The following is an 18,215-nucleotide window of genomic DNA, read 5'->3' as shown; positions in this document are numbered from 1 at the left end:
GCTGGCGGGATAAGACGCTCCAGGGAGGAAGCGATGGGTTGCACGACGAGCTGGCGGCTCCGGGCCGTCGGCATGGCCTTGGCTTGTGTTCTGAGCGCCTGCGGCGGCGGAGGCGGCGGTGGCGGCGACGACGAAGAGCCGGTGCAGTCCTCCGGACTGGTGCCCGCGGCCCCCACGCCGGGGGCCACGCTGTACGCAGACGCCACGGCCCTGCGGCCGATCGCCGACGGCGCCCGCTGGACCTATCGCGGCACAGCCGAGATTGCGGCTCAGGCGGCCACGATCTACGAGAACGTCGTCAGCCAGGCCCGGGCGAGCGACGGCACGATGGTCGAGAGCGCCACCGACATCAGCCACGCCGGGACCGGCGAGCAGGCGGTCTCCGCCACGGGCGGAGAGGTGGCAACAACCGCCGGGTTCGCGCTTGCCGATGAACCCGCCACCGCGCTGCGCCACCTGGAACTGCGCTCGCCGGTGCGGGTGGACGACCAGTACACGACGCTGGACCTGCATCGCCAGGACAGCGGCTACGACCTCGACGGCGACGGCCGCAACGACGCGATCGACTACGCGATCTACACGCGGGTGATCGGCGCCGAAACCGTGGACCTGTTGCACGCGCCGGGCTTGAAGACCGTGCGCGTGCGCACGACGCAGGCCGTGCGCTACACGCTCACCTACAGCGGTCAGCAGACCGACGTGGTCTCGGGGACGACCGACCTCTGGTACGCCGAGGGCGTCGGCATCGTCAAGCGCGTCGACGATTACCCGGCCTCGGTGGCCGAAACCGGGCGCGACGTGACGACCGAGGAACTGGTCGTGTTCGACGGCGTGGCCAAGGGCCTCGGCCCGATGGCGATGACCTCACTGAGCGCAGCGGGCGGGCAACGCGTGCAGGAGTTCCGCGCCGCCGTCGGTTTCGGCGATCACGCGCTGCTGATGACGATGCTCAGGCCGGGGCAGGGCGCTGGCGTGACGGTGCACAAGCTCGACGTGCGCGGCCAATGGGTTTCCAGCCACGACGCCGCCAGCTTCCCGAACTTCGACGCCCAGCTGGTGCGGGTGGGCGATCGCGCGCTGGCCGTGGCTCGCGACGACGCCGGCATCGTGATGCAGTCCTTCGACGCCGACGGCACGCCAGTTGGCAGCGGCATGGTGCGGCTGCTATCCGGAACGCTGACGCGCCTGGCCGAAGGCGGTTGGATCCGCGCCGCGGCATCGAACGACACGCTGTGGGTGGTGTGGGAAGAGCAGCCCGGCGACGGCTCCGGGACCTACCGCCTGCGGGCACAGCCCTTCGACACCGCTGGCCAGGCTCAGGCAGACGCCTCGACACTGACCGAAGGTTTGAGCACCGCGGGCGACATCAGCCACCTGAGCGCCGAAGGCAACACATCCGCCGCCGCCGTGATCAGCTGGACCGAACTGCGGGACGGCGAGGAGTTTCTGGGCTATGCCGTACTCAACGGCAGTTCGGCGCCGGACCTGCACGTCATCGGCCCGATGTCGTTCTCCGCTGTGCTGCATCCGGCATCGACGCCGGCAGGGTCGGTCCTGCTGTGGGCATCCCCCAGCAGCGGCAATGCGCTCAGCGGTCTTGCGCTGGGGCAGGACGGCAGCGTCGTCGCCACGCCGGGGGCATCGATGCTGGACGAAGTGCTCCCCGTCGACTGGTGGTCCTACGTCAACGAAGGCTTCGTGCTGTCCAGCGGCGCCACCGTCGACATCGTCGCGATGCGGCCCGGCGAAGTGCTGTGGCCGGGCGACAGCGAGAACTCGCTGTACACCGTCACCGAGCTGACGCCGGGCAACGGGCCTCTGGCGACGACCGGAACGACGCGCCTGCTGGCCCGAGGCATCGAGCGCAATCCGGCGGCCGCGGTCGGTCTGGACCATGCGGTGCTGCTGATCCACTGGGATTCCGGTGGCCTGGCGTCACAGTCCGTCTGGCGCCGTCCCTGAGGCCACAGCGACCGGGAGGCGTGCCGGGCCGCTGGCTACACTGCCCCGCATGAATCCCTCGAACATCGCCTTCATCGGCGGCGGCAACATGGCCGGCGCCTTGATCGGCGGGCTGCTGAAGAGCGGCCGTGCGCCGGCATCCATCCTCATCGTCGAGCCGTTCGCGGCGCAACGCGAGCGGCTGCAGCGCGAGTTCGGCCTGGCGCCGCTGGCCGAAGCCGGCCCGGCGCTGGCCTCGGCCGGCATCGTCGTCTGGGCGGTCAAGCCGCAGCTGTTCCGCGACGCGGCGGCGCCCTGCGCGGCGCACGTCGGCGGCGCGCTGCAGCTCAGCGTCATGGCCGGCGTGCGCAGCGACGCGATCGCCCGCGCCAGCGGCAGCGAGCGCGTCGTGCGTGCGATGCCGAACACGCCGGCGCTGATCGGCCGCGGCGTCGCCGGGCTCTACGCACGCGACGCGGTGACGCCGGCCGAACGCGGCGCCGTCGAGGCGCTGCTGGCGCCGACCGGGCGCACGGTCTGGGTCGAACGCGAAGCCGACCTCGACGCGGTGACGGCGCTGTCGGGCTCGGGCCCGGCCTACGTCTTCTACGTGCTCGAGGCGATGATGAAAGCCGGCGTCGAGATGGGCCTGCCCGAGGCTCAGGCGCGCGCACTGGCGCTGGCCACCTTCGACGGCGCGACGGCGCTGGCCGAAGCCTCGCCGCTGGCACCGGCCGAGCTGCGCGCCCAGGTCACGTCCAAGGGCGGCACGACCTACGCGGCGATCACGTCGATGGAAGCCGACGGCGTCGGCGCGGCACTGGTGCGCGCGATGGGCCGGGCGCGCGAACGGGCGCGCGAACTGGGCGACGAGTTCGGCGGCTGAACGGCGCCCGTACGCCCCCCGGACCGGGGCTGCTCTTGCGCAATAGACGGACACTCCAGCGGGATATAACTCGCGGTTACGGGCCGCACGACAGGCCCGACGGGGGGGTTCATGATTCCAGCAGCCAGCGGACGCAGGGCGATCGCCTGCGTGATGGCATGTCTCTTGGCCGCGGCGGCATCGGCAGCCGAGCCGTCGTCTTCGGCGCCGCCGGCGCCGAAGACGACATGGAAGAAGGCCACGACGAAGGCGCAACCCCCGGCAACTCCGCCGGCCAGCGCCTTCGACACCCGCCGCGTCGCGCCGGGCTTCGCCGGCCTGAAGGCCCAGGACCGCGTCGCCGTGATGCCCCCCGACATCGAGCTGTTCTCGCTGAGCGTCGGCGGCGTGTCCGAGCCGCGCGCCGACTGGACGGCTGCGGCCCGGGAGCATGTGAAGACCGCCCTGGCGCAGCGCACCCGCACGCTGGGCCTGGCCGCCGACTTCTTCGACGAACGCCAGGCCGACGAGTTCGCCGAGCCGATCGGGCTGCAGAACGCGGTGGCGTCGGCGATCTGGGTGCACCACGCCGGACAGCGCACGCTGCCGCTGCCGACCAAACACGAGCAGCTCGACTGGTCGCTCGGTGACTCGGCGCGGCCGATCGCCCAGCAGACCGGCCACCGCTACGGGCTCTTCGTCTTCATGCGCGACAGCTATGCCAGTGCGGAGCGCAAGGCCGCGATGATCGGCCTGGCGCTGTTCGGCGTCGGCGCGCTGATGACCGGGTCGCAGGTCGGTTACGCCTCGCTGGTCGATCTGGAGAGCGGACAGGTGGTCTGGTTCAACCCCTTGGTGCGCATGACCGGCGATCTGCGCGAGATCGATTCGGCCACCGAGACGGTCGCGGAGCTGCTGGGGAACCTGCCCGTCGCGCCATGAAGCGCCGCGCCTGGCTGAAGTGGGGTTGCGCCCACTGCTTGCTGCTGTCCGGCGCCGCGTCGGCGGCCGACTGGATGCTGCCCACCCGGCTGGGACGCCCCGACCCGGCGTCCGACGAAGGCGGCCTGTGGGCGCTGCTGGACCGCGAGGAGACGCGCGTGCGCCGCAGTCCGCTGCGCTTGCGCGACGCCGGACTGCAGACCTACCTGGAGGGCGTCGTCGGCCGGCTCGCGGGCGAGCACGCGGCGGACATGCGCGTCTACGCGCTGCGCGTGCCGATGTTCAACGCCAGCATGGCGCCCAACGGGATGATGCAGATCTGGAGCGGTCTGCTGCTGCGCGTGGACAACGAGGCCCAGCTGGCCGCCGTGCTGGGACACGAGATCGGCCACTACCTCGAACGCCACTCCGTGGCCCGGCTGCGTGATGCCAAGTCGCGCAGCGCGCTCGGCACCTTTCTGTCGGTCTTCGGCCTCGTCGGCGCCGTCGGGGCGCTGGCTGCCGTCGGCGGGGCTTTCGCGTTCTCGCGCGAACACGAGCGCGAGGCCGACCGCATCGGCGTCGAGCTGATGCGCCGCGCCGGTTACGAGACCGGCGAGGCGTCGAAGATCTGGGGCAACCTGCTGGCCGAATTGAAGGCCGCCGGCGTCGAGGATCCGGCCCAGAACGCGCTGTTCGCCACCCACCCGGCCAACGACGAGCGCCGGGCCGATCTGCAGGCGCTGACGCTGCAGGACGCCCGCGGCGAAACGCGGGAGGCCGAGTTCCGCGCGCTGATCGCACCCTGGCGCTTCTCGTTGCTCGAGGACGAACTGCGGCGCCGGCGCTTCGAGGAGTCGATCGTGCTGCTCGACCGCCGCCTGGCGAGCGAGCCGGGAGACCCCGAACTGCTGTACTTCCGCGGCGAAGCGCGCCGCCTGCGCAACCGCGACGGCGACCTCGACCTGGCGCTGGCGGATCTCGAGCAGTCGGTGCGCAGCGGTCGCGAGCCGGCCATCGCGCATCGGTCGCTCGGCACGCTGCATCGTGCGCAGGAACGCCACGACGCCGCGCGCCAGGCGCTGCAGCGTTACCTGGAACGTGCACCCGAGGCGCCCGACGCCGCCTTCATCCGACAGACACTGGAGGAACTCCCGTCATGACCCCCATCGCCACGCGCCGAGGCGCGATCCTCGCGCTCGGCGCGCTGCTGGCCGGCTGCGCGGGCCCGTCATTCGTCGAGGTGGCGCCCGGCGAGACCGTGATCAGGAACCGCCTCGCCGTGACGGCGGGCAGAGCCTGGAACCGCTTCGACAGCTCCGCCGAGGGCAACCAGCACCCGCTCTGGACCCGCGACGGTTTCGCGCTGGACACGCTGCGCTTCTACGTCGGCCTCAAGGGCGGCGACCTGCTGGCACCGACGCCGCGTGACAAGGACGGCGCCAAGCCGCTGGCCTACACCGCCGGCATGGCACCCCAGGACATCGTCGGGCTGTTCGAGTCGATGGTCTCGCGCGACGGCTCGAGCTTCACGCTGGACAAGATGGAGCCGGCGAGCTTCGCCGGACAGCCCGGCGTGCGCTTTGAGTACACCAGCGTGCGCAAGGGCGACGAGGTGGTCGTGCGCGGGGTCGCCTGGTTCGCGGTGAAGAACGGCGAGCTGTTCGCGCTGGCCTTCGCGGCGCCGCGCCTGGGCTTCTTCCCGCGCGGTCTGCCCGAGGTCGAAGCGATCGTGCGCTCGGCGCGCCTGGTCTGAAGCCGGCGCGCTTCAGCGCATCGCCAGGTCGACGACGACCCCGGCGAACACCGCCAAGCCCACCCAGTGGTTGACGCGGAAAGCGCGGAAGCAGCCTTCGCGGCCGCGCTCGCGGATCAGCGACCAGTGCCATAGCGCCTGGGCCGCGGCCGCGGCGATGCCGAGCAGGAACCACCCGCCCAGGCCGAGCGACACGCCGACGACGGCCCAGATCGCGAGGAACAGGCCATAGAAGGCCATGATGCCGGCGACGTCGAAGCGGCCGAGCGTGATCGCCGAGGTCTTGATGCCGATCCTCAGGTCGTCGTCGCGGTCGACCATCGCGTACTCGGTGTCGTAGGCCAGCACCCAGAACAGGTTGCCGACCAGCAGCCACCAGGCCTGCGGCGGCACGGCGCCGAAGGTCCACTCCTGGCCGCCCTGCGCGGCGGCGAAGGCCATCGGGATGCCGAAGCTGAAGGCCACGCCCAGCACCGCCTGCGGCATCGAGACGAAACGTTTGGCGTAGGGGTAGACCAGCGTCACCGCCAGGCCGAAGAAGGACAGCAGGATCGTCGGCGGGTTGGTCGTCAGCACCAGCAGGAACGAGACGAAGGCCAGCGCCGCGCCGACGCCCAGCGCGTCGGGCACGCCGAGCGCGCCGCTGGTGATCGGGCGCTGCGCGGTGCGCTTGACGTGGCGGTCGAACTCGCGGTCGGCGACGTCGTTGATGCAGCAGCCGGCGCTGCGCATCAGCACCGTGCCCAGCGTGAAGACGGCGATCAGGTGCAGACCGGGGAAGCCGTCGGCGGCGATCCACAGCGCGGCCAGCGTCGGCCACAGCAGCAGCAGCCAGCCGGCCGGGCGGTCCCAGCGGATCAGGTCCAGGTAGAGATTGAAGCGGCGCGCGGCGATCACGGCGGCGATTATCCGGCGAGCCGCGTGCCTGCCCGCGACGGCGATGGGGACGGCTCGCCAGCGCAACCCTGGGGACAGACCGCCGAAGGCGGTCAGGGGAGCGGCGATGGCATGCGCGCCGACGCCGATCCGGGTCTCCCGGTCGGCGTCGGTAGCCCCCTCGCGGGGCGGCCGCCAGGCGGCCGGGGGTACTGTATATTCATACAGTCATGGAGTTGTCCAAGAAGCTCGCGATCCTGGCCGACGCCGCCAAGTACGACGCGTCCTGCGCCAGCAGCGGCAGCGCCCCGCGCGACTCGCGCGGCGGGCGCGGCATCGGCTCGACCGCGACTATGGGCATCTGCCACAGCTACACGCCCGACGGCCGCTGCGTGTCGCTGCTGAAGCTGCTGCTGACCAACTACTGCGTCTACGACTGCCTCTATTGCGTCAACCGCGTCAGCAGCAACGTGCCTCGCGCGCGTTTTCGCATCGACGAGATCGTCGCGCTGACGCTGGACTTCTACCGCCGCAACTGCATCGAGGGCCTGTTCCTCAGCTCGGGCATCGTGCGCAGCCCCGACCACACGATGGAGCAGCTCGTCGAGGTGGCGCGCCGGCTGCGCGAGGACCACGACTTCCGCGGCTACATCCACCTCAAGGCCATCCCCGACGCCAGCCCCGAGCTGCTGGCCGCCGCCGGCCGCCACGCCGACCGGCTGAGCCTGAACGTCGAGCTGCCGACGGCGCAGGGCCTGGCGACGCTGGCGCCGCAGAAGGACGCGCTGGCGATCCGCGGCGCGATGGGCCGGCTGCACCAGCGCATCGAGGCGGCCCGGGAGGCCGCACGCGAACGCGCCCCGGTCTCGTTGCCCGGCGCCCCGGCGCGGCGGGCGGCGCCGCCACGCTTCGCTCCCGGCGGCCAGAGCACGCAGATGATCGTCGGCGCCGACGCCAGCGACGACCGCACGATCATCGGCACCGCTGCCGCGCTGTACCGCGAGGTCCGCCTGCGCCGCGTCTACTACTCGGCCTTCAGCCCGATCCCCGACGCCGCGCGCTCCCTGCCGCCGGTGGCGCCGCCGCTGGTGCGCGAGCACCGGCTCTACCAGGCCGATTGGCTGATGCGTTTCTACGGCTTCGGCCACGACGAGATCGTCACCGGCGCCGACGGTATGCTGGTGCTGGAGCACGACCCCAAGCTGGCCTGGGCGCTGGCGCACCGCGAGCGTTTCCCGGTCGACCTGAACACCGCGCCGCGTGAACTGCTGCTGCGCGTGCCCGGGCTGGGCGTGCGCACCGTCGAGCGCCTTCTGGTGGCGCGCCAGGGCCGCCGCCTGCGCCACGCCGACCTGAAGGCGCTGCGCGTGCCGCTGGCCAAGGCCCTGCCCTTCGTCGTGCTCGCCGACCACCGGCCCGGCAAGGCGCTGGACGCCGCGACGGCGCTGCGGCCGGCCCAGCAGCTCGGGCTGTTCGACACCACGCCGGCATGACGCGCATCGAGCTCGCACACGACGCCGACTTCGACGGCTTTCGCGCTGCCGCCCGCCGGCTGCTGGCCGCCGGCACGCCGCCCGACGCGGTGAGCTGGCAGGTCGCCGGCGGCGCCGACGCCGATCTCTTCGCCGCCGAGCCGGCGCCCGGGTTCGCGCCGGCCGTCGCACCGTCCTTGGCCGTGCCGGCGGCCTTCGTCGCGCTGGCCGAACTTGTCGTGCAGCACGCCGATCCGGCGCGTTTCACGCTGCTGTACCGGCTGCTGTGGCGGCTGCAGCGCGAGCCGGCGCTGCGCCGCGACCCGCTGGACGCCGACCGCCACCACGCCGCCGCGATGGCCCAGGCCGTGCGCCGCGAGCAGCACCACATGCAAGCCTTCGTGCGCTTTCGCAGCGCCGCCGATGCCGACGGCCGGCCCTGGCAGACGGCCTGGTACGAGCCCGCGCACCACGTCGTCGACGCCGTCGCGCCGTTCTTCGTGCGCCGCTTCGCCAACCTGCGCTGGTGCCTGCTGACACCGCGGCGCAGCGCGCGCTGGGACGGCGAGCATCTCGCCTTCGGCCCCGGCGCGCGCCGTGACGACGCGCCCGGCGCCGACGACGGCGAGTCACTCTGGCTCACCTACTACGCCAGCACCTTCAACCCGGCGCGGCTGAATACGCGTGCGCTCGACCAGCACCTGCCGCGCCGCTATCGCGAGCACCTGCCCGAAGCGGCGCTGATCCCGGCGCTGACGGCCGAGGCCGGCGCACGCACCCGGGCGATGCTGGCCGGCCGGCGGGGCGACGATGACGGCCTGCCGCCGGAGGCCGGCGATTGCGGCCGAAGCTAGCGCCCGGCGTTCAACCCTCGAGCTGCTTCTGGAACACCAGCCCCGCGTGCTCGCGCAGCGCGTGGAACTTGATCTTGGGCCAGTTCTCCTGCATCGCCCGCAGTTCACCGGCGTATTCCAGCAGCACGCAGGGCGCGTCGACGGCGTCGAGCGCGACGCGGTGCGAGTTGCCGTCGATGAAACGCTTGAGCTCTCGCTCGCCGCCGTCGGCCTCGTCGCAGGTGACCCAGCGCGCGACGTTGTAGCGCGCCGGCATGATGCGCGCCTTCACGCCGTACTCGTGCTCCAGGCGGTGGGCGACGACTTCGAACTGCAGCTGGCCGACGGCGCCCAGCAGCAGCACGCTGCCGGCGACCGGGCGGAAGACCTGGATCGCGCCTTCCTCGCCGAGCTGGGTGAGGCCTGCGCGCAGCTGCTTGGTGCGCAGCGGGTCGGCCACTTCGACGGCGCGGAACATTTCCGGCGCGAAGAACGGCAGGCCGGTGAACTGCAGGCTCTCGCCTTCGGTCAGCGTGTCGCCGAGCTGCAGCACGCCGTGGTTGGGGATGCCGATGATGTCGCCGCCGAAAGCCTCTTCGAGCAGTTCGCGGCGCTGCGACAGGAAGCTGACCACCGTGTTCGGCCGCAGCTCCTTGCCCGAGCGCACGACCTTCAGCCGCATGCCGCGTTCGAAGTGGCCGCTGGCCACGCGCAGGAAGGCGATGCGGTCGCGGTGCGCCGGGTCCATGTTGGCCTGGATCTTGAAGACGACGCCGGTGAACTTGGGCTCGCCCGGCTGCACCTGGCGCTGCAGCGCCGGGCGCGAACCCGGGGCCGGCGCCATGTCGACGAGCGCGTCCAGCACCTCGCGCACGCCGAAGTTGTTGATCGCCGAGCCGAAGAACATCGGCGTCTGGCGGCCGGCCAGGAACTCGGCCTCGTCGAAGCCCGGCGCCGCCTCGCGCACCAGCTCGACCTCGCTCGCGGCCTCCATGTAGGGGCTGCCGAAACGCTCCTCGAGCACCGGGTTGGCCAGGCCCTCGATGATCTCGTCGTCGTTCGTCGCACGCTCCTCGCCGGGCGAGAAGACGCGCATCTGGTCCTTGCCCAGGTCGAGCACGCCGCCGAAGAACTTGCCCATGCCCACCGGCCAGGTGAAGGGCACGACGCTCATGCCGAGCTCGCGCTCGATCTCGTCCATCAGGTCCAGCGGCTGCCGGACCTCGCGGTCCATCTTGTTGACGAAGGTGAGGATCGGCGTGTTGCGCGCGCGGCAGACCTGCAGCAGGCGGCGCGTCTGCGGCTCGACGCCGTTGGCCGCGTCGATGACCATCAGCGCCGCGTCGACCGCGGTCAGCACGCGGTAGGTGTCTTCGGAGAAGTCCTGGTGGCCCGGGGTGTCGAGCAGGTTGATGACGCAGTCGCGGTATTCCATCTGCATCACCGACGAGGCCACCGAGATGCCGCGCTGCTTCTCGATCTCCATCCAGTCCGACGTGGCGTGGCGGCTGGCCTTGCGCGCCTTCACCGAGCCGGCGATCTGGATCGCGCCGGAGAACAGCAGCAGCTTCTCGGTCAGCGTGGTCTTGCCCGCGTCGGGGTGGCTGATGATCGCGAACGTGCGGCGGCGGCGCACTTCGTGTTCGATGCGGGTCTGGGTCTCGGCGGACATGGGCAGGGCTTTCGGGCGAACCGCGAATTATCGTCGGCGAGGTGGAGACGGCCGCCAGGGCGTGCCCTTGCGCTCATGTCCCCCGGGCCGGCCATGCCGGCCCTCCTCCTTTACTTCGCTCCAGGACACGCCCTGCCGACCGTCTCCGGCACCGCTCGCTGCACGCGCACCACCACGGGTGGCAGCCGCGGACGTCGGGCGGCCGGATCGCGCAAGCGCAAGTAAAGGAGGAGGCCGGGCGCAGCCCGGCCGGGGGACATGGAGCGAGCCGGCTGCCCGGCGGCCGCGGCCCGCAGGGGCCTTGCACGCCAAGCGCAGGGCCGGCGGCTTACTCCTCGAGCAGCGAGCGCAGCATCCAGGCGGTCTGCTCGTGCACCGTCAGGCGCTGCGTCAGCAGGTCGGCGGTCGGCTCGTCGCCGGCGGCGTCGGCCAGCGGGAAGATGCTGCGCGCGGTGCGCGCCACGGCTTCGTGGCCTTCGACGAGGATCTTGACCATCTCCAGCGCCTTGGGCGGCGTGGTCGGCGCGTCGGGCACCGTGGCCAGGGCGCCGAACTGGGCGTACGAGCCCGGCGCGGGATGGCCCAGCGAGCGGATGCGCTCGGCGATCGGGTCGACCGCGTTCCACAGCTCCGTGTACTGGGTCATGAACATCGTGTGGAGCGTGTTGAACATCGGCCCCGTGACGTTCCAGTGGAAGTTGTGCGTGGTCAGGTACAGCGTGTACGTGTCGGCCAGCAGCTTGCTCAGGCCGCCGGCGATCGCGCCGCGGTCCTTGTCGTTGATGCCGATGTTGATTGCCGGCGCGCCGCCGGAGGCTTTCTTCTTCGCCATTCGCTCTCTCCTGAAGGGGTACGGTGTCCCTGCGGACTCTACCGAAGCCGCGTGACGGCGCGGATTCGGCCCGGTCAACACTCGGGAACTCTCAGGCGATCGGCCAGCGCCCGCTGGCCAGCACGGCCAATCCGAAGGCGACGATCGCACCGCCCAGGCCCTTGCGCAGCCGCTTCATCGTGTTCATCTCGTACTCCTTGCCGGGTCCGGAACTCCGGAGATGGCTTCAGCGTACGGGCCGCGGCGGCCGCGGGCCAGTTGATCGTCTCGAAGGCGGCGATAGCGCCGCCTCGGCTACAGCCGGAACAACTGCACCGAGCGCTTCAGCGTCTCGGTGCGCTGGTACAGCGCCTGCACCGCGCTGGCCGTCTGCTGCACGAGTTCGGCGTTCTCCTCGGTCATGCGGCCGAGTTCGCTGACCGCGCCGTTGACCTGCTCGATGCCCAGCGACTGCTCCTCGGCGGCGCGCGTGATCTGCTGGATCATCTCGCCCACGCGCTGCACCTCGCCGACGGTGCGGCCGATGGTGTCGTTGGCCTCGCCCATCTGGCGTGCGCCGTCGGCCACCTGCTCGACGGACGCCATGATGAGCCCGCGCACGTCCTGCGCCGCCTTGGCGCTGCGCTGGGCCAGCGCCCGCACTTCGGCGGCGACGACGGCAAAGCCGCGGCCCTGTTCGCCGGCACGCGCGGCCTCGACCGCGGCGTTGAGCGCCAGCAGGTTGGTCTGGAAGGCGATGCCCTCGATGATCTGGACGATCTCGGACACCTTGCGCGACGACTGCTCGACCGCCTGCATCGTGGCGCCGACACGCTCCATGGCCTGGCCGCCGTCAGTCGCGACGGTGGCCGTCTGCTCGCTCTGGCGCAGCACCTCGCCGGCGGTGGCCGCCGCCTGGCGCACGGTGCCGGCGATCTGCGCCATCGACGCCGCCGTCTTCTGCAGCGCGTCGTGCTGGGACTCGGTGCGCCGGGATAGGTCCTCGCTGCCCCGCGCGATGCCCGCGGTGGCGCCGGCGGTGCCGGCGACCTCCTGGCGCGCGTCGCTGATCGCTGCGCGCAGGTTGAGCTGGATCTGCATCAGCGCGCGTGTCAGCCCGCTCAGCGGGTGCGGGTGCGCGTGCTCGATCGAGGTCGTCAGGTCGCAGCCGGCCAGTTCCTGGGCGAAGCGCTCGGCCTGGTCGAGAGGGTGCTGGATGTGGCGGCGAAAGCCATAGGCTGCAACGGCGACGGCCGCCAGGCCGACGGCCACCGCCGCCGGCAGCGGCGCGACCGCGGCCACGCCCAGCGTCAGCGCGAGCTGGGCCGTCATCACCGTCGCCAGGCGCGTGGCCAGCGGCATGCGGTGCACACGCCCGGGCAGGTCGCGCCAGCCGACGTGGCGCACGCGCCCGGCGTGCAGACGGAAGGTGGGCCGGCCGGACTCGCGTTCTGCGGCGATCTTCGCGTACAGAGCCTCGGCGGCCAGGACCTCCTCGCGCGTGGGCTTCAGCCGCACCGAGAGATAGGCCACCGGCTTGCCGTCGTGCATCACCGGCGTGACGTTGGCGCGCACCCAGTAATGGTCGCCGTTGCGGCGCCGGTTCTTGACGATGCCGGTCCAGGGCCGGCCGCGGCCTATCGTCTGCCAGAGGTCCTTGAAAGCCTCGGGCGGCACGTCGGGGTGGCGGATCAGGTTGTGCGGCTGGCCCATCAGCTCGTCGTAGGCGTAGCCGCTGACTTCGACGAACGTGCTGTTGCAGTGCGTGATGCGGCCCTGGGGGTCGGTCGTCGAAACGATCAACGCATCGGCCGGGTAGTCGTATTCCTTCTGCGTGACGGGCAGGTTGACGCGCATGGCGGACGGTCCTCTCTGATGTTTTGGGACGAACGCGGCTCATGGCGCCGCCGCGAGGCGTCTGGTTCTCTCGAGGACTGTAGGAGCGCGGCTGCACCGCCGTCGTGTCAAAAGGGACGCGACGACGCGGCAAATCGGCGGAATTCACGCAAAGTGCGCCACCGTGCAGCGCACCCGGACGCTCAGGCGGTCAGCCGCTTGACTCCGGGCAAGGCGCAGGCATAGATCGCGTTGCGCAGCGCGGCGATGGCCTCGTAGCGCGTGAAGGTGCGGCGCCAGACCAGCACCACACGACGCGTGGGCACCGGCTCGGTGAACGGGATGTAGGCCACGTGCCGGTCGGGCTCGGCCGGCAGCGACAGCTGCGGCACGACGGTGACGCCCATGCCGGCGGCGACCATGTACTTGATCGTCTCCAGCGACGAGCCCTCGAAGCTCTTGCGGATGCCTTCGGCGTCGCTCGAGAACCGTGCGTACTCCGGGCAGACCTCGAGCACGTGGTCGCGAAAGCAGTGGCCCGTGCCCAGCAGCAGCATGGTCTCGGTCTTCAGCTCCTCGGCGCTGACGCTCTCGCGTGCGGCCAGCGGGTGGCTGCGCGGCACCGCGGCAAGAAACGGCTCGTCGTACAGCGGCGCCACCGCCATGCCGGTGTCCGGGAAGGGCTCGGCCATGATCGCGCAGTCGAGTTCGCCGGTGCGCAGCGACTCCAGCAGCTTGGCGGTGAAGTTCTCCTGGATCATCAGCGGCATCTGCGGCACGTGCTCGATCGCGCTGCGCACCAGGTCGGGCAGCAGGTACGGCCCGATCGTGTAGATGACGCCCATGCGCAGCGGGCCCGAGACCGGGTCCTTGCCGCGTTTGGCGATCTCGCGGATCGATTGCGCCTGCTCGATGACCTGCTGCGCCTGGCGCACGATCTCCTCGCCCAGCGGCGTGACGCTGACCTCGCTGGCACCACGCTCGAAGAGCTTGACGTCGAGCTCCTCCTCGAGCTTCTTGATCGCGACGCTGAGCGTCGGCTGCGACACGAAGCAGGCCTCGGCGGCGCGGCCGAAGTGGCGTTCACGCGCCACCGCGACGATGTACTTGAGCTCGGTGAGGGTCATGGCGCGATTGTCGCGCGAGCCCGCCCAGGCCTGACGTCATGCGAAATATGCATGCAAAACCAGGGTCGGAGCGGATCCCGCGCCGCGGCGCGCGGCCTACAGTCCCGCACACCGCGCGCTCCGGTCCACGAGACCGCCGCCCGCCCGCCCTCTCCCACCAGGAAGAACCGATGCCGCAACCGCTTTCCTTCGTCCACCCGACACCGCACAGCCCCTGGGGCACCTACCTCGCCCAGGTCGACCGCGTCGTGCCCTACCTGGGCCACCTCGCGCGCTGGGTCGAGACGCTCAAGCGCCCCAAGCGCGCGCTGATCGTCGACATCCCGATCGAGATGGACGACGGCCGCATCGAGCACTTCGAGGGCTACCGCGTGCAGCACAACATGTCGCGCGGCCCGGGCAAGGGCGGCGTGCGCTACCACCCCGACGTCACGCTCGAGGAGGTGATGGCGCTGTCGGCGTGGATGAGCATCAAGAACGCCGCCGTCAACCTGCCCTACGGCGGCGCCAAGGGCGGCATCCGCGTCGACCCGAAGCAGCTCACGCACAAGGAGCTGGAGCGCATGACGCGGCGCTACACCAGCGAGATCGGGCTGATCATCGGCCCGCAGCAGGACATCCCGGCGCCGGACGTGAACACCAACCCGCAGATCATGGCGTGGATGATGGACACCTACTCGATGAACGTCGGCGCCACCGCCACCGGCGTCGTCACCGGCAAGCCGATCCACCTCGGCGGCTCGCTGGGCCGCGTGAAGGCCACCGGCCGCGGCGTCTTCGTCACCGGACGCGAAGCGGCACGCCGCCTCGGGCTGGACCTCGACGGCGCGCGCGTCGCGGTGCAGGGCTTCGGCAACGTCGGCTCGTCGGCGGCCGAACTCTTCGGCCAGGCCGGCAGCAAGCTGGTGGCGGTGCAGGACCACTCGGGCACGATCTTCAACGGCGACGGCCTGGACATCGCCGCGCTGACCCAGCACGTGCGCCAGAGCGGCGGCGTCGCCGGCTTCAGCGGCGCCGAGGTGATGGCGGCCGAGGACTTCTGGGACGTCGATTGCGACATCCTCGTGCCGGCGGCGCTGGAAGGCCAGATCACGGTGGCACGCGCGCTGCGCCTGAAGGCGCGCATCGTGCTGGAAGGCGCCAACGGCCCGACCCTGCCCGACGCCGACGACACGCTCGCCGAACGCGGCGTGCTGGTCGTGCCCGACGTCATCTGCAACGCCGGCGGCGTGACCGTCAGCTACTTCGAGTGGGTGCAGGACTTCAGCTCGTTCTTCTGGACCGAAGACGAGATCAACGTGCGCCTGGACAAGATCATGATCGGCGCCTTGAAGCGCATCTGGGACACCGCCGACCGCCACGGCATCACGCTGCGCACCGCCACCTTCGCGGTGGCATGCGAGCGCATCCTGATGGCCCGTGAGGAACGTGGCCTGTATCCCTGAGGTCAGCGAGCGCGGTAAAGCACCCGACCGCTGGCGATCAAGCTTCCCGCCACGGCCCGGCTCTGCCGGGCCGTCGGCGGACGGCCCCCCTGGGGGGTAGCGAGCGTCAGCGAGCTTGGGGGCCCTCAGGTTCTCTGAGGAAGATCTCGACACGGCGGTTCTTGGCGCGGCCGGCGTCGCTGCTGTTGTCGGCCACCGGCTCGCGCGAGCCGCGGCCGGCGATCTCGAGGCGGGCGGCGGGCACGCCGCGGTCTTCGAGGTAGTCGCGCACGGTGCGGGCGCGGGCCAGCGACAGCGGGTCGTTGATCGCGTCGTTGCCGGTGCTGTCGGTGTGGCCGACGATGCGCACGTGCATCGTCTGGTCCAGCCCCTTGGCGAACTGGTCGAGCACCGGGCGCAGCGAAGGCTGCAGGTCGGCGCGGCCGATGGCGAAGGACAGGTCGCTGGGCACGTTGACCTTCAGCTGGTTGTCGGGCGTGCGCGCCACGTCGATGCCGGTGCCCGCGGTGGCCTGCTCCATCGCGCGGCGCTTGTCTTCCATGCGCTTGGACCACAGGTTGCCGCCGACCGCGCCGACGACGCCGCCCACCACCGCCCCGGTGCCGGCCTTGCCGCCGGTGGCCTTGCTGATGACGGCCCCGCCCAGCGCGCCGATCGCGGCGCCGGCCGCCGTGCCCTTGGTGCGTTCGTCCATGGTCTCGCAGCCGGCCAGCACGGCGACGGCGGCGACAAGTGCCGCGATGCGAACACCTCGTGAGTCCATACGTCTTCTCCTCGTTCTTGCGTCACGACAGGACCCGCGCGTGCGGGATGCACCGTTGAGGGTCTTGGGTCCTTAGGATCTTAGGTTCCGATTCGAGACCCCGGTAAACAAGCGTATACCGATGAAACGCCGCACCGCCCTGCTCGGCCTGAGCGCCCTGGCCGCCGCCCTCCACGCGCACGCGGGCGACGCCTGGCCGACGCGGCCCGTGCACCTGGTCGTGCCGACCGGGCCGGGCAGTTCGCTGGACCTGATCGCCCGCCTGCTCGGCGAACGCCTGGCGGCACGCTGGGGCCAGCCGGTCGTCGTCGACAACAAACCCGGCGCCGGCGGCCTGCTGGGCGTCGATGCGGCCGCCAAGGCGCGCGACGGCCACAGCTTCGTGCTCGGCTTCAACGGCCCGGTGGCGTTCGCGCCCTTCCTGTACCGGCGCATGCCTTACGACCCGGCCCGCGACCTGCTGCCGATCGTGATGACGACCTCGCAGCCCAACGTGCTGGCCGTCAACACCGCACGTGTGCCGGCACGCACGGTGGCCGAGTTCGTCGCCTGGGCGCGCACGCGGCGCGACGGCATCGCCTACTCGTCGCTGGGCAACGGCAGCTCGGCGCACCTGACGATGGAACTGTTCCTGCACGAGGCGGGCATCGCCGGCGTGCACGTGCCCTACAACGGCTCGCCGCCGGCGGCGATGGCCGTGGCCCAGGGCGAGGCCGACGCGACCTTCATGGTCGCGCCGGCGCTGCTGCCGCATGTGCGCGCCAGGCGCGTGCACCTGCTGGCCGTCACCAGCACCGAACGCCTGCATTCGCTGCCCGAACTGCCGACGATGGCCGAGGCCGGCTACCCGGCGGTGCAGTCGCTGGCCTGGAACGGATTGCTGGCGCCGGCGGGTACGCCCGAGGCGGTGATCGCCCGCATCAACGCCGACGTCAACGCCGTGCTGCACGAGCCCGGGGTGCGCCAGGCGCTCGACGCGCAGGGCCTCGCGCCGGTGGGCGGCAGCGCCGCCGACTTCCGACGTACGATCGACGCCGACATCAAGCGCTGGGGCCCGGTGATCACGCGCCTGGGCGTCCGGCTCGACTGAACCCCCCGCTCAACCCGACCCATGACGACCCCGACGCTGTCCTACGACGTCACCGACGCCGACTTCGAAACCGCCGTCCTCGACCGCTCGCTCGACGTGCCGGTGCTGCTGGACTGCTGGGCGCCGTGGTGCGGCCCCTGCCGCTCGCTCGGCCCCATCCTCGAGAAGCTGGTGCAGGCCTACGGCGGCCGCTTCGTGCTGGCCAAGCTGAACACCGACGAGTCGCCGCAGGTCGCGCAGGCGATGGGCATCCGCAGCATCCCGCAGGTGACGCTGTTCGCCGGCGGCCGGCCGGTCGACCAGTTCATGGGCGCGCTGCCCGAAGGCCAGATCCGCGCCTTCCTCGACCGCCACCTCGGCCCGGCCGACGAGCAGCCCGAGCAAGAGCCGCAATGGGGCCCGCTGGACGAAGCCGAGGCCCTGCTCGGCGAAGGCGCGCTGGCCGAAGCCCAGGCGCTGCTGGAGGCGATCCCCGAAGCCGAACGCGACGAGCGCCACGCGAAGCTGGTCAAGCGCCTGGCGCTGGCCTCGCAGGCGCCCGAAGGCGACCCGGCGGCGCTGGCGGCGCGCATCGCCGCCAACCCGAAGGACTTCGACGCGCGTTTCGCGCTCGCCGCGCTGCACGCCCACCGCGGCGACTTCGCCGCGGCCTTCGAGCAGTTGCTGGACATCGTGCTGCGCGACAAGGCCGAGTGGCGCGAGAAGGCGCGTGTGCAGATGGTCGAGTGGTTCGAGGTCTGCCCCGATCCCGGGGTCGTCAGCCACGGCCGGCGCTACCTCGGCATGTACCTGAACTGAGTTGCCCGG

Annotated in this window: 16 protein-coding genes; 10 read left to right on the top strand and 6 right to left on the bottom strand. The window is 71.5% G+C overall.

From position 1 onward, the window contains the following. Positions 1–33 precede the first annotated feature (33 nt). The 5 genes from EV684_RS19355 to EV684_RS19335 all read left to right on the top strand — a co-directional run bounded on the left by EV684_RS19355 (position 34) and on the right by EV684_RS19335 (position 5,483). Positions 34–1,962 carry a hypothetical protein gene (locus EV684_RS19355; protein ID WP_132648952.1) on the top strand — a complete coding sequence of 643 codons (1,929 nt, stop codon included), beginning with the start codon at positions 34–36 and terminating at the stop codon, positions 1,960–1,962. A 49-nt stretch (positions 1,963–2,011) separates the two neighbouring features. Continuing rightward, positions 2,012–2,827, top strand: a complete 816-nt coding sequence (proC, locus tag EV684_RS19350; protein WP_132648950.1) for a pyrroline-5-carboxylate reductase — start codon at positions 2,012–2,014, stop codon at positions 2,825–2,827. A gap of 153 nt (positions 2,828–2,980) precedes the next feature. Further along, positions 2,981–3,748: a hypothetical protein gene (locus tag EV684_RS19345; protein ID WP_132648949.1), complete on the top strand. Its 768-nt coding sequence runs from the start codon at positions 2,981–2,983 to the stop codon at positions 3,746–3,748. After that, on the top strand, positions 3,745–4,890 hold the full coding sequence (locus tag EV684_RS19340) for a M48 family metalloprotease (protein WP_132648947.1): 1,146 nt from the start codon (positions 3,745–3,747) through the stop codon (positions 4,888–4,890). Before EV684_RS19345 ends, EV684_RS19340 begins: the two co-directional genes overlap by 4 nt. Next, positions 4,887–5,483 (top strand): hypothetical protein, encoded by a 597-nt coding sequence (locus EV684_RS19335; RefSeq protein ID WP_132648946.1) that lies wholly within the window; start codon positions 4,887–4,889, stop codon positions 5,481–5,483. The genes EV684_RS19340 and EV684_RS19335 overlap by 4 nt, the downstream gene beginning before the upstream one ends. A gap of 12 nt (positions 5,484–5,495) precedes the next feature. Here the strand turns inward: EV684_RS19335 and ubiA are convergent, their stop codons facing one another. After that, positions 5,496–6,380: a 4-hydroxybenzoate octaprenyltransferase gene (gene ubiA / locus EV684_RS19330; protein WP_132648945.1), complete on the bottom strand. Its 885-nt coding sequence runs from the start codon at positions 6,378–6,380 to the stop codon at positions 5,496–5,498. A 209-nt stretch (positions 6,381–6,589) separates the two neighbouring features. Here ubiA and EV684_RS19325 point away from each other — a divergent pair, with 209 nt between their 5' ends. Both EV684_RS19325 and EV684_RS19320 read left to right on the top strand, forming a co-directional pair. Further along, positions 6,590–7,852 (top strand): putative DNA modification/repair radical SAM protein, encoded by a 1,263-nt coding sequence (locus EV684_RS19325; protein ID WP_132648943.1) that lies wholly within the window; start codon positions 6,590–6,592, stop codon positions 7,850–7,852. Continuing rightward, the gene (locus tag EV684_RS19320; RefSeq protein WP_242478489.1) at positions 7,849–8,685 is read left to right on the top strand and encodes a TIGR03915 family putative DNA repair protein; all 837 of its coding nucleotides are present in this window, start codon (positions 7,849–7,851) and stop codon (positions 8,683–8,685) included. Before EV684_RS19325 ends, EV684_RS19320 begins: the two co-directional genes overlap by 4 nt. A 10-nt stretch (positions 8,686–8,695) precedes the next feature. Here the strand turns inward: EV684_RS19320 and EV684_RS19315 are convergent, their stop codons facing one another. From EV684_RS19315 to EV684_RS19300, 4 genes are all read right to left on the bottom strand, one after another. Then, a complete protein-coding gene (locus tag EV684_RS19315) occupies positions 8,696–10,336 on the bottom strand; it encodes a peptide chain release factor 3 (RefSeq protein WP_043817343.1) in 1,641 nt (546 codons plus the stop codon). A 328-nt stretch (positions 10,337–10,664) separates the two neighbouring features. Further along, complete coding sequence (locus EV684_RS19310; RefSeq protein WP_132648942.1) at positions 10,665–11,168, bottom strand: Dps family protein; 504 nt, start codon at positions 11,166–11,168, stop codon at positions 10,665–10,667. A gap of 294 nt (positions 11,169–11,462) precedes the next feature. Beyond that, positions 11,463–13,004, bottom strand: a complete 1,542-nt coding sequence (locus EV684_RS19305; RefSeq protein ID WP_132648940.1) for a methyl-accepting chemotaxis protein — start codon at positions 13,002–13,004, stop codon at positions 11,463–11,465. Between the two features lie 182 nt (positions 13,005–13,186). Next, the gene (locus EV684_RS19300; protein ID WP_132648939.1) at positions 13,187–14,110 is read right to left on the bottom strand and encodes a LysR substrate-binding domain-containing protein; all 924 of its coding nucleotides are present in this window, start codon (positions 14,108–14,110) and stop codon (positions 13,187–13,189) included. A gap of 170 nt (positions 14,111–14,280) precedes the next feature. On the opposite strand from EV684_RS19300, the gene EV684_RS19295 reads away from it, so the two are divergent. Then, a complete protein-coding gene (locus EV684_RS19295; RefSeq protein ID WP_132648937.1) occupies positions 14,281–15,555 on the top strand; it encodes a Glu/Leu/Phe/Val family dehydrogenase in 1,275 nt (424 codons plus the stop codon). A 106-nt stretch (positions 15,556–15,661) separates the two neighbouring features. Here EV684_RS19295 and EV684_RS19290 read toward each other — a convergent pair whose 3' ends face one another. Beyond that, on the bottom strand, positions 15,662–16,318 hold the full coding sequence (locus EV684_RS19290) for an OmpA family protein (RefSeq protein ID WP_132648936.1): 657 nt from the start codon (positions 16,316–16,318) through the stop codon (positions 15,662–15,664). Positions 16,319–16,439: 121 nt separating this feature from the next. Here EV684_RS19290 and EV684_RS19285 point away from each other — a divergent pair, with 121 nt between their 5' ends. Further along, positions 16,440–17,408, top strand: a complete 969-nt coding sequence (locus tag EV684_RS19285) for a tripartite tricarboxylate transporter substrate binding protein (protein WP_132648934.1) — start codon at positions 16,440–16,442, stop codon at positions 17,406–17,408. 21 nt (positions 17,409–17,429) lie between these two features. Beyond that, complete coding sequence (locus EV684_RS19280; RefSeq protein WP_132648932.1) at positions 17,430–18,206, top strand: tetratricopeptide repeat protein; 777 nt, start codon at positions 17,430–17,432, stop codon at positions 18,204–18,206. Positions 18,207–18,215: the final 9 nt, after the last annotated feature.

This window comes from Rubrivivax gelatinosus (genome assembly GCF_004340905.1).
In the GTDB taxonomy this organism is placed as follows: domain Bacteria; phylum Pseudomonadota; class Gammaproteobacteria; order Burkholderiales; family Burkholderiaceae_C; genus Rubrivivax; species Rubrivivax gelatinosus.
This window is presented reverse-complemented; position numbering and strand designations above follow the sequence as displayed.

Coding starts and splice junctions, on each gene's coding strand:
- EV684_RS19355 (WP_132648952.1), top strand. CDS start 34: ATGGGTTGCACGACGAGCTGGCGGCTCCGGGCCGTCGGCATGGCCTTG.
- proC (WP_132648950.1), top strand. CDS start 2,012: ATGAATCCCTCGAACATCGCCTTCATCGGCGGCGGCAACATGGCCGGC.
- EV684_RS19345 (WP_132648949.1), top strand. CDS start 2,981: ATGGCATGTCTCTTGGCCGCGGCGGCATCGGCAGCCGAGCCGTCGTCT.
- EV684_RS19340 (WP_132648947.1), top strand. CDS start 3,745: ATGAAGCGCCGCGCCTGGCTGAAGTGGGGTTGCGCCCACTGCTTGCTG.
- EV684_RS19335 (WP_132648946.1), top strand. CDS start 4,887: ATGACCCCCATCGCCACGCGCCGAGGCGCGATCCTCGCGCTCGGCGCG.
- EV684_RS19325 (WP_132648943.1), top strand. CDS start 6,590: ATGGAGTTGTCCAAGAAGCTCGCGATCCTGGCCGACGCCGCCAAGTAC.
- EV684_RS19320 (WP_242478489.1), top strand. CDS start 7,849: ATGACGCGCATCGAGCTCGCACACGACGCCGACTTCGACGGCTTTCGC.
- EV684_RS19315 (WP_043817343.1), bottom strand. CDS start 10,336: ATGTCCGCCGAGACCCAGACCCGCATCGAACACGAAGTGCGCCGCCGC.
- EV684_RS19310 (WP_132648942.1), bottom strand. CDS start 11,168: ATGGCGAAGAAGAAAGCCTCCGGCGGCGCGCCGGCAATCAACATCGGC.
- EV684_RS19305 (WP_132648940.1), bottom strand. CDS start 13,004: ATGCGCGTCAACCTGCCCGTCACGCAGAAGGAATACGACTACCCGGCC.
- EV684_RS19300 (WP_132648939.1), bottom strand. CDS start 14,110: ATGACCCTCACCGAGCTCAAGTACATCGTCGCGGTGGCGCGTGAACGC.
- EV684_RS19295 (WP_132648937.1), top strand. CDS start 14,281: ATGCCGCAACCGCTTTCCTTCGTCCACCCGACACCGCACAGCCCCTGG.
- EV684_RS19290 (WP_132648936.1), bottom strand. CDS start 16,318: ATGGACTCACGAGGTGTTCGCATCGCGGCACTTGTCGCCGCCGTCGCC.
- EV684_RS19285 (WP_132648934.1), top strand. CDS start 16,440: ATGAAACGCCGCACCGCCCTGCTCGGCCTGAGCGCCCTGGCCGCCGCC.
- EV684_RS19280 (WP_132648932.1), top strand. CDS start 17,430: ATGACGACCCCGACGCTGTCCTACGACGTCACCGACGCCGACTTCGAA.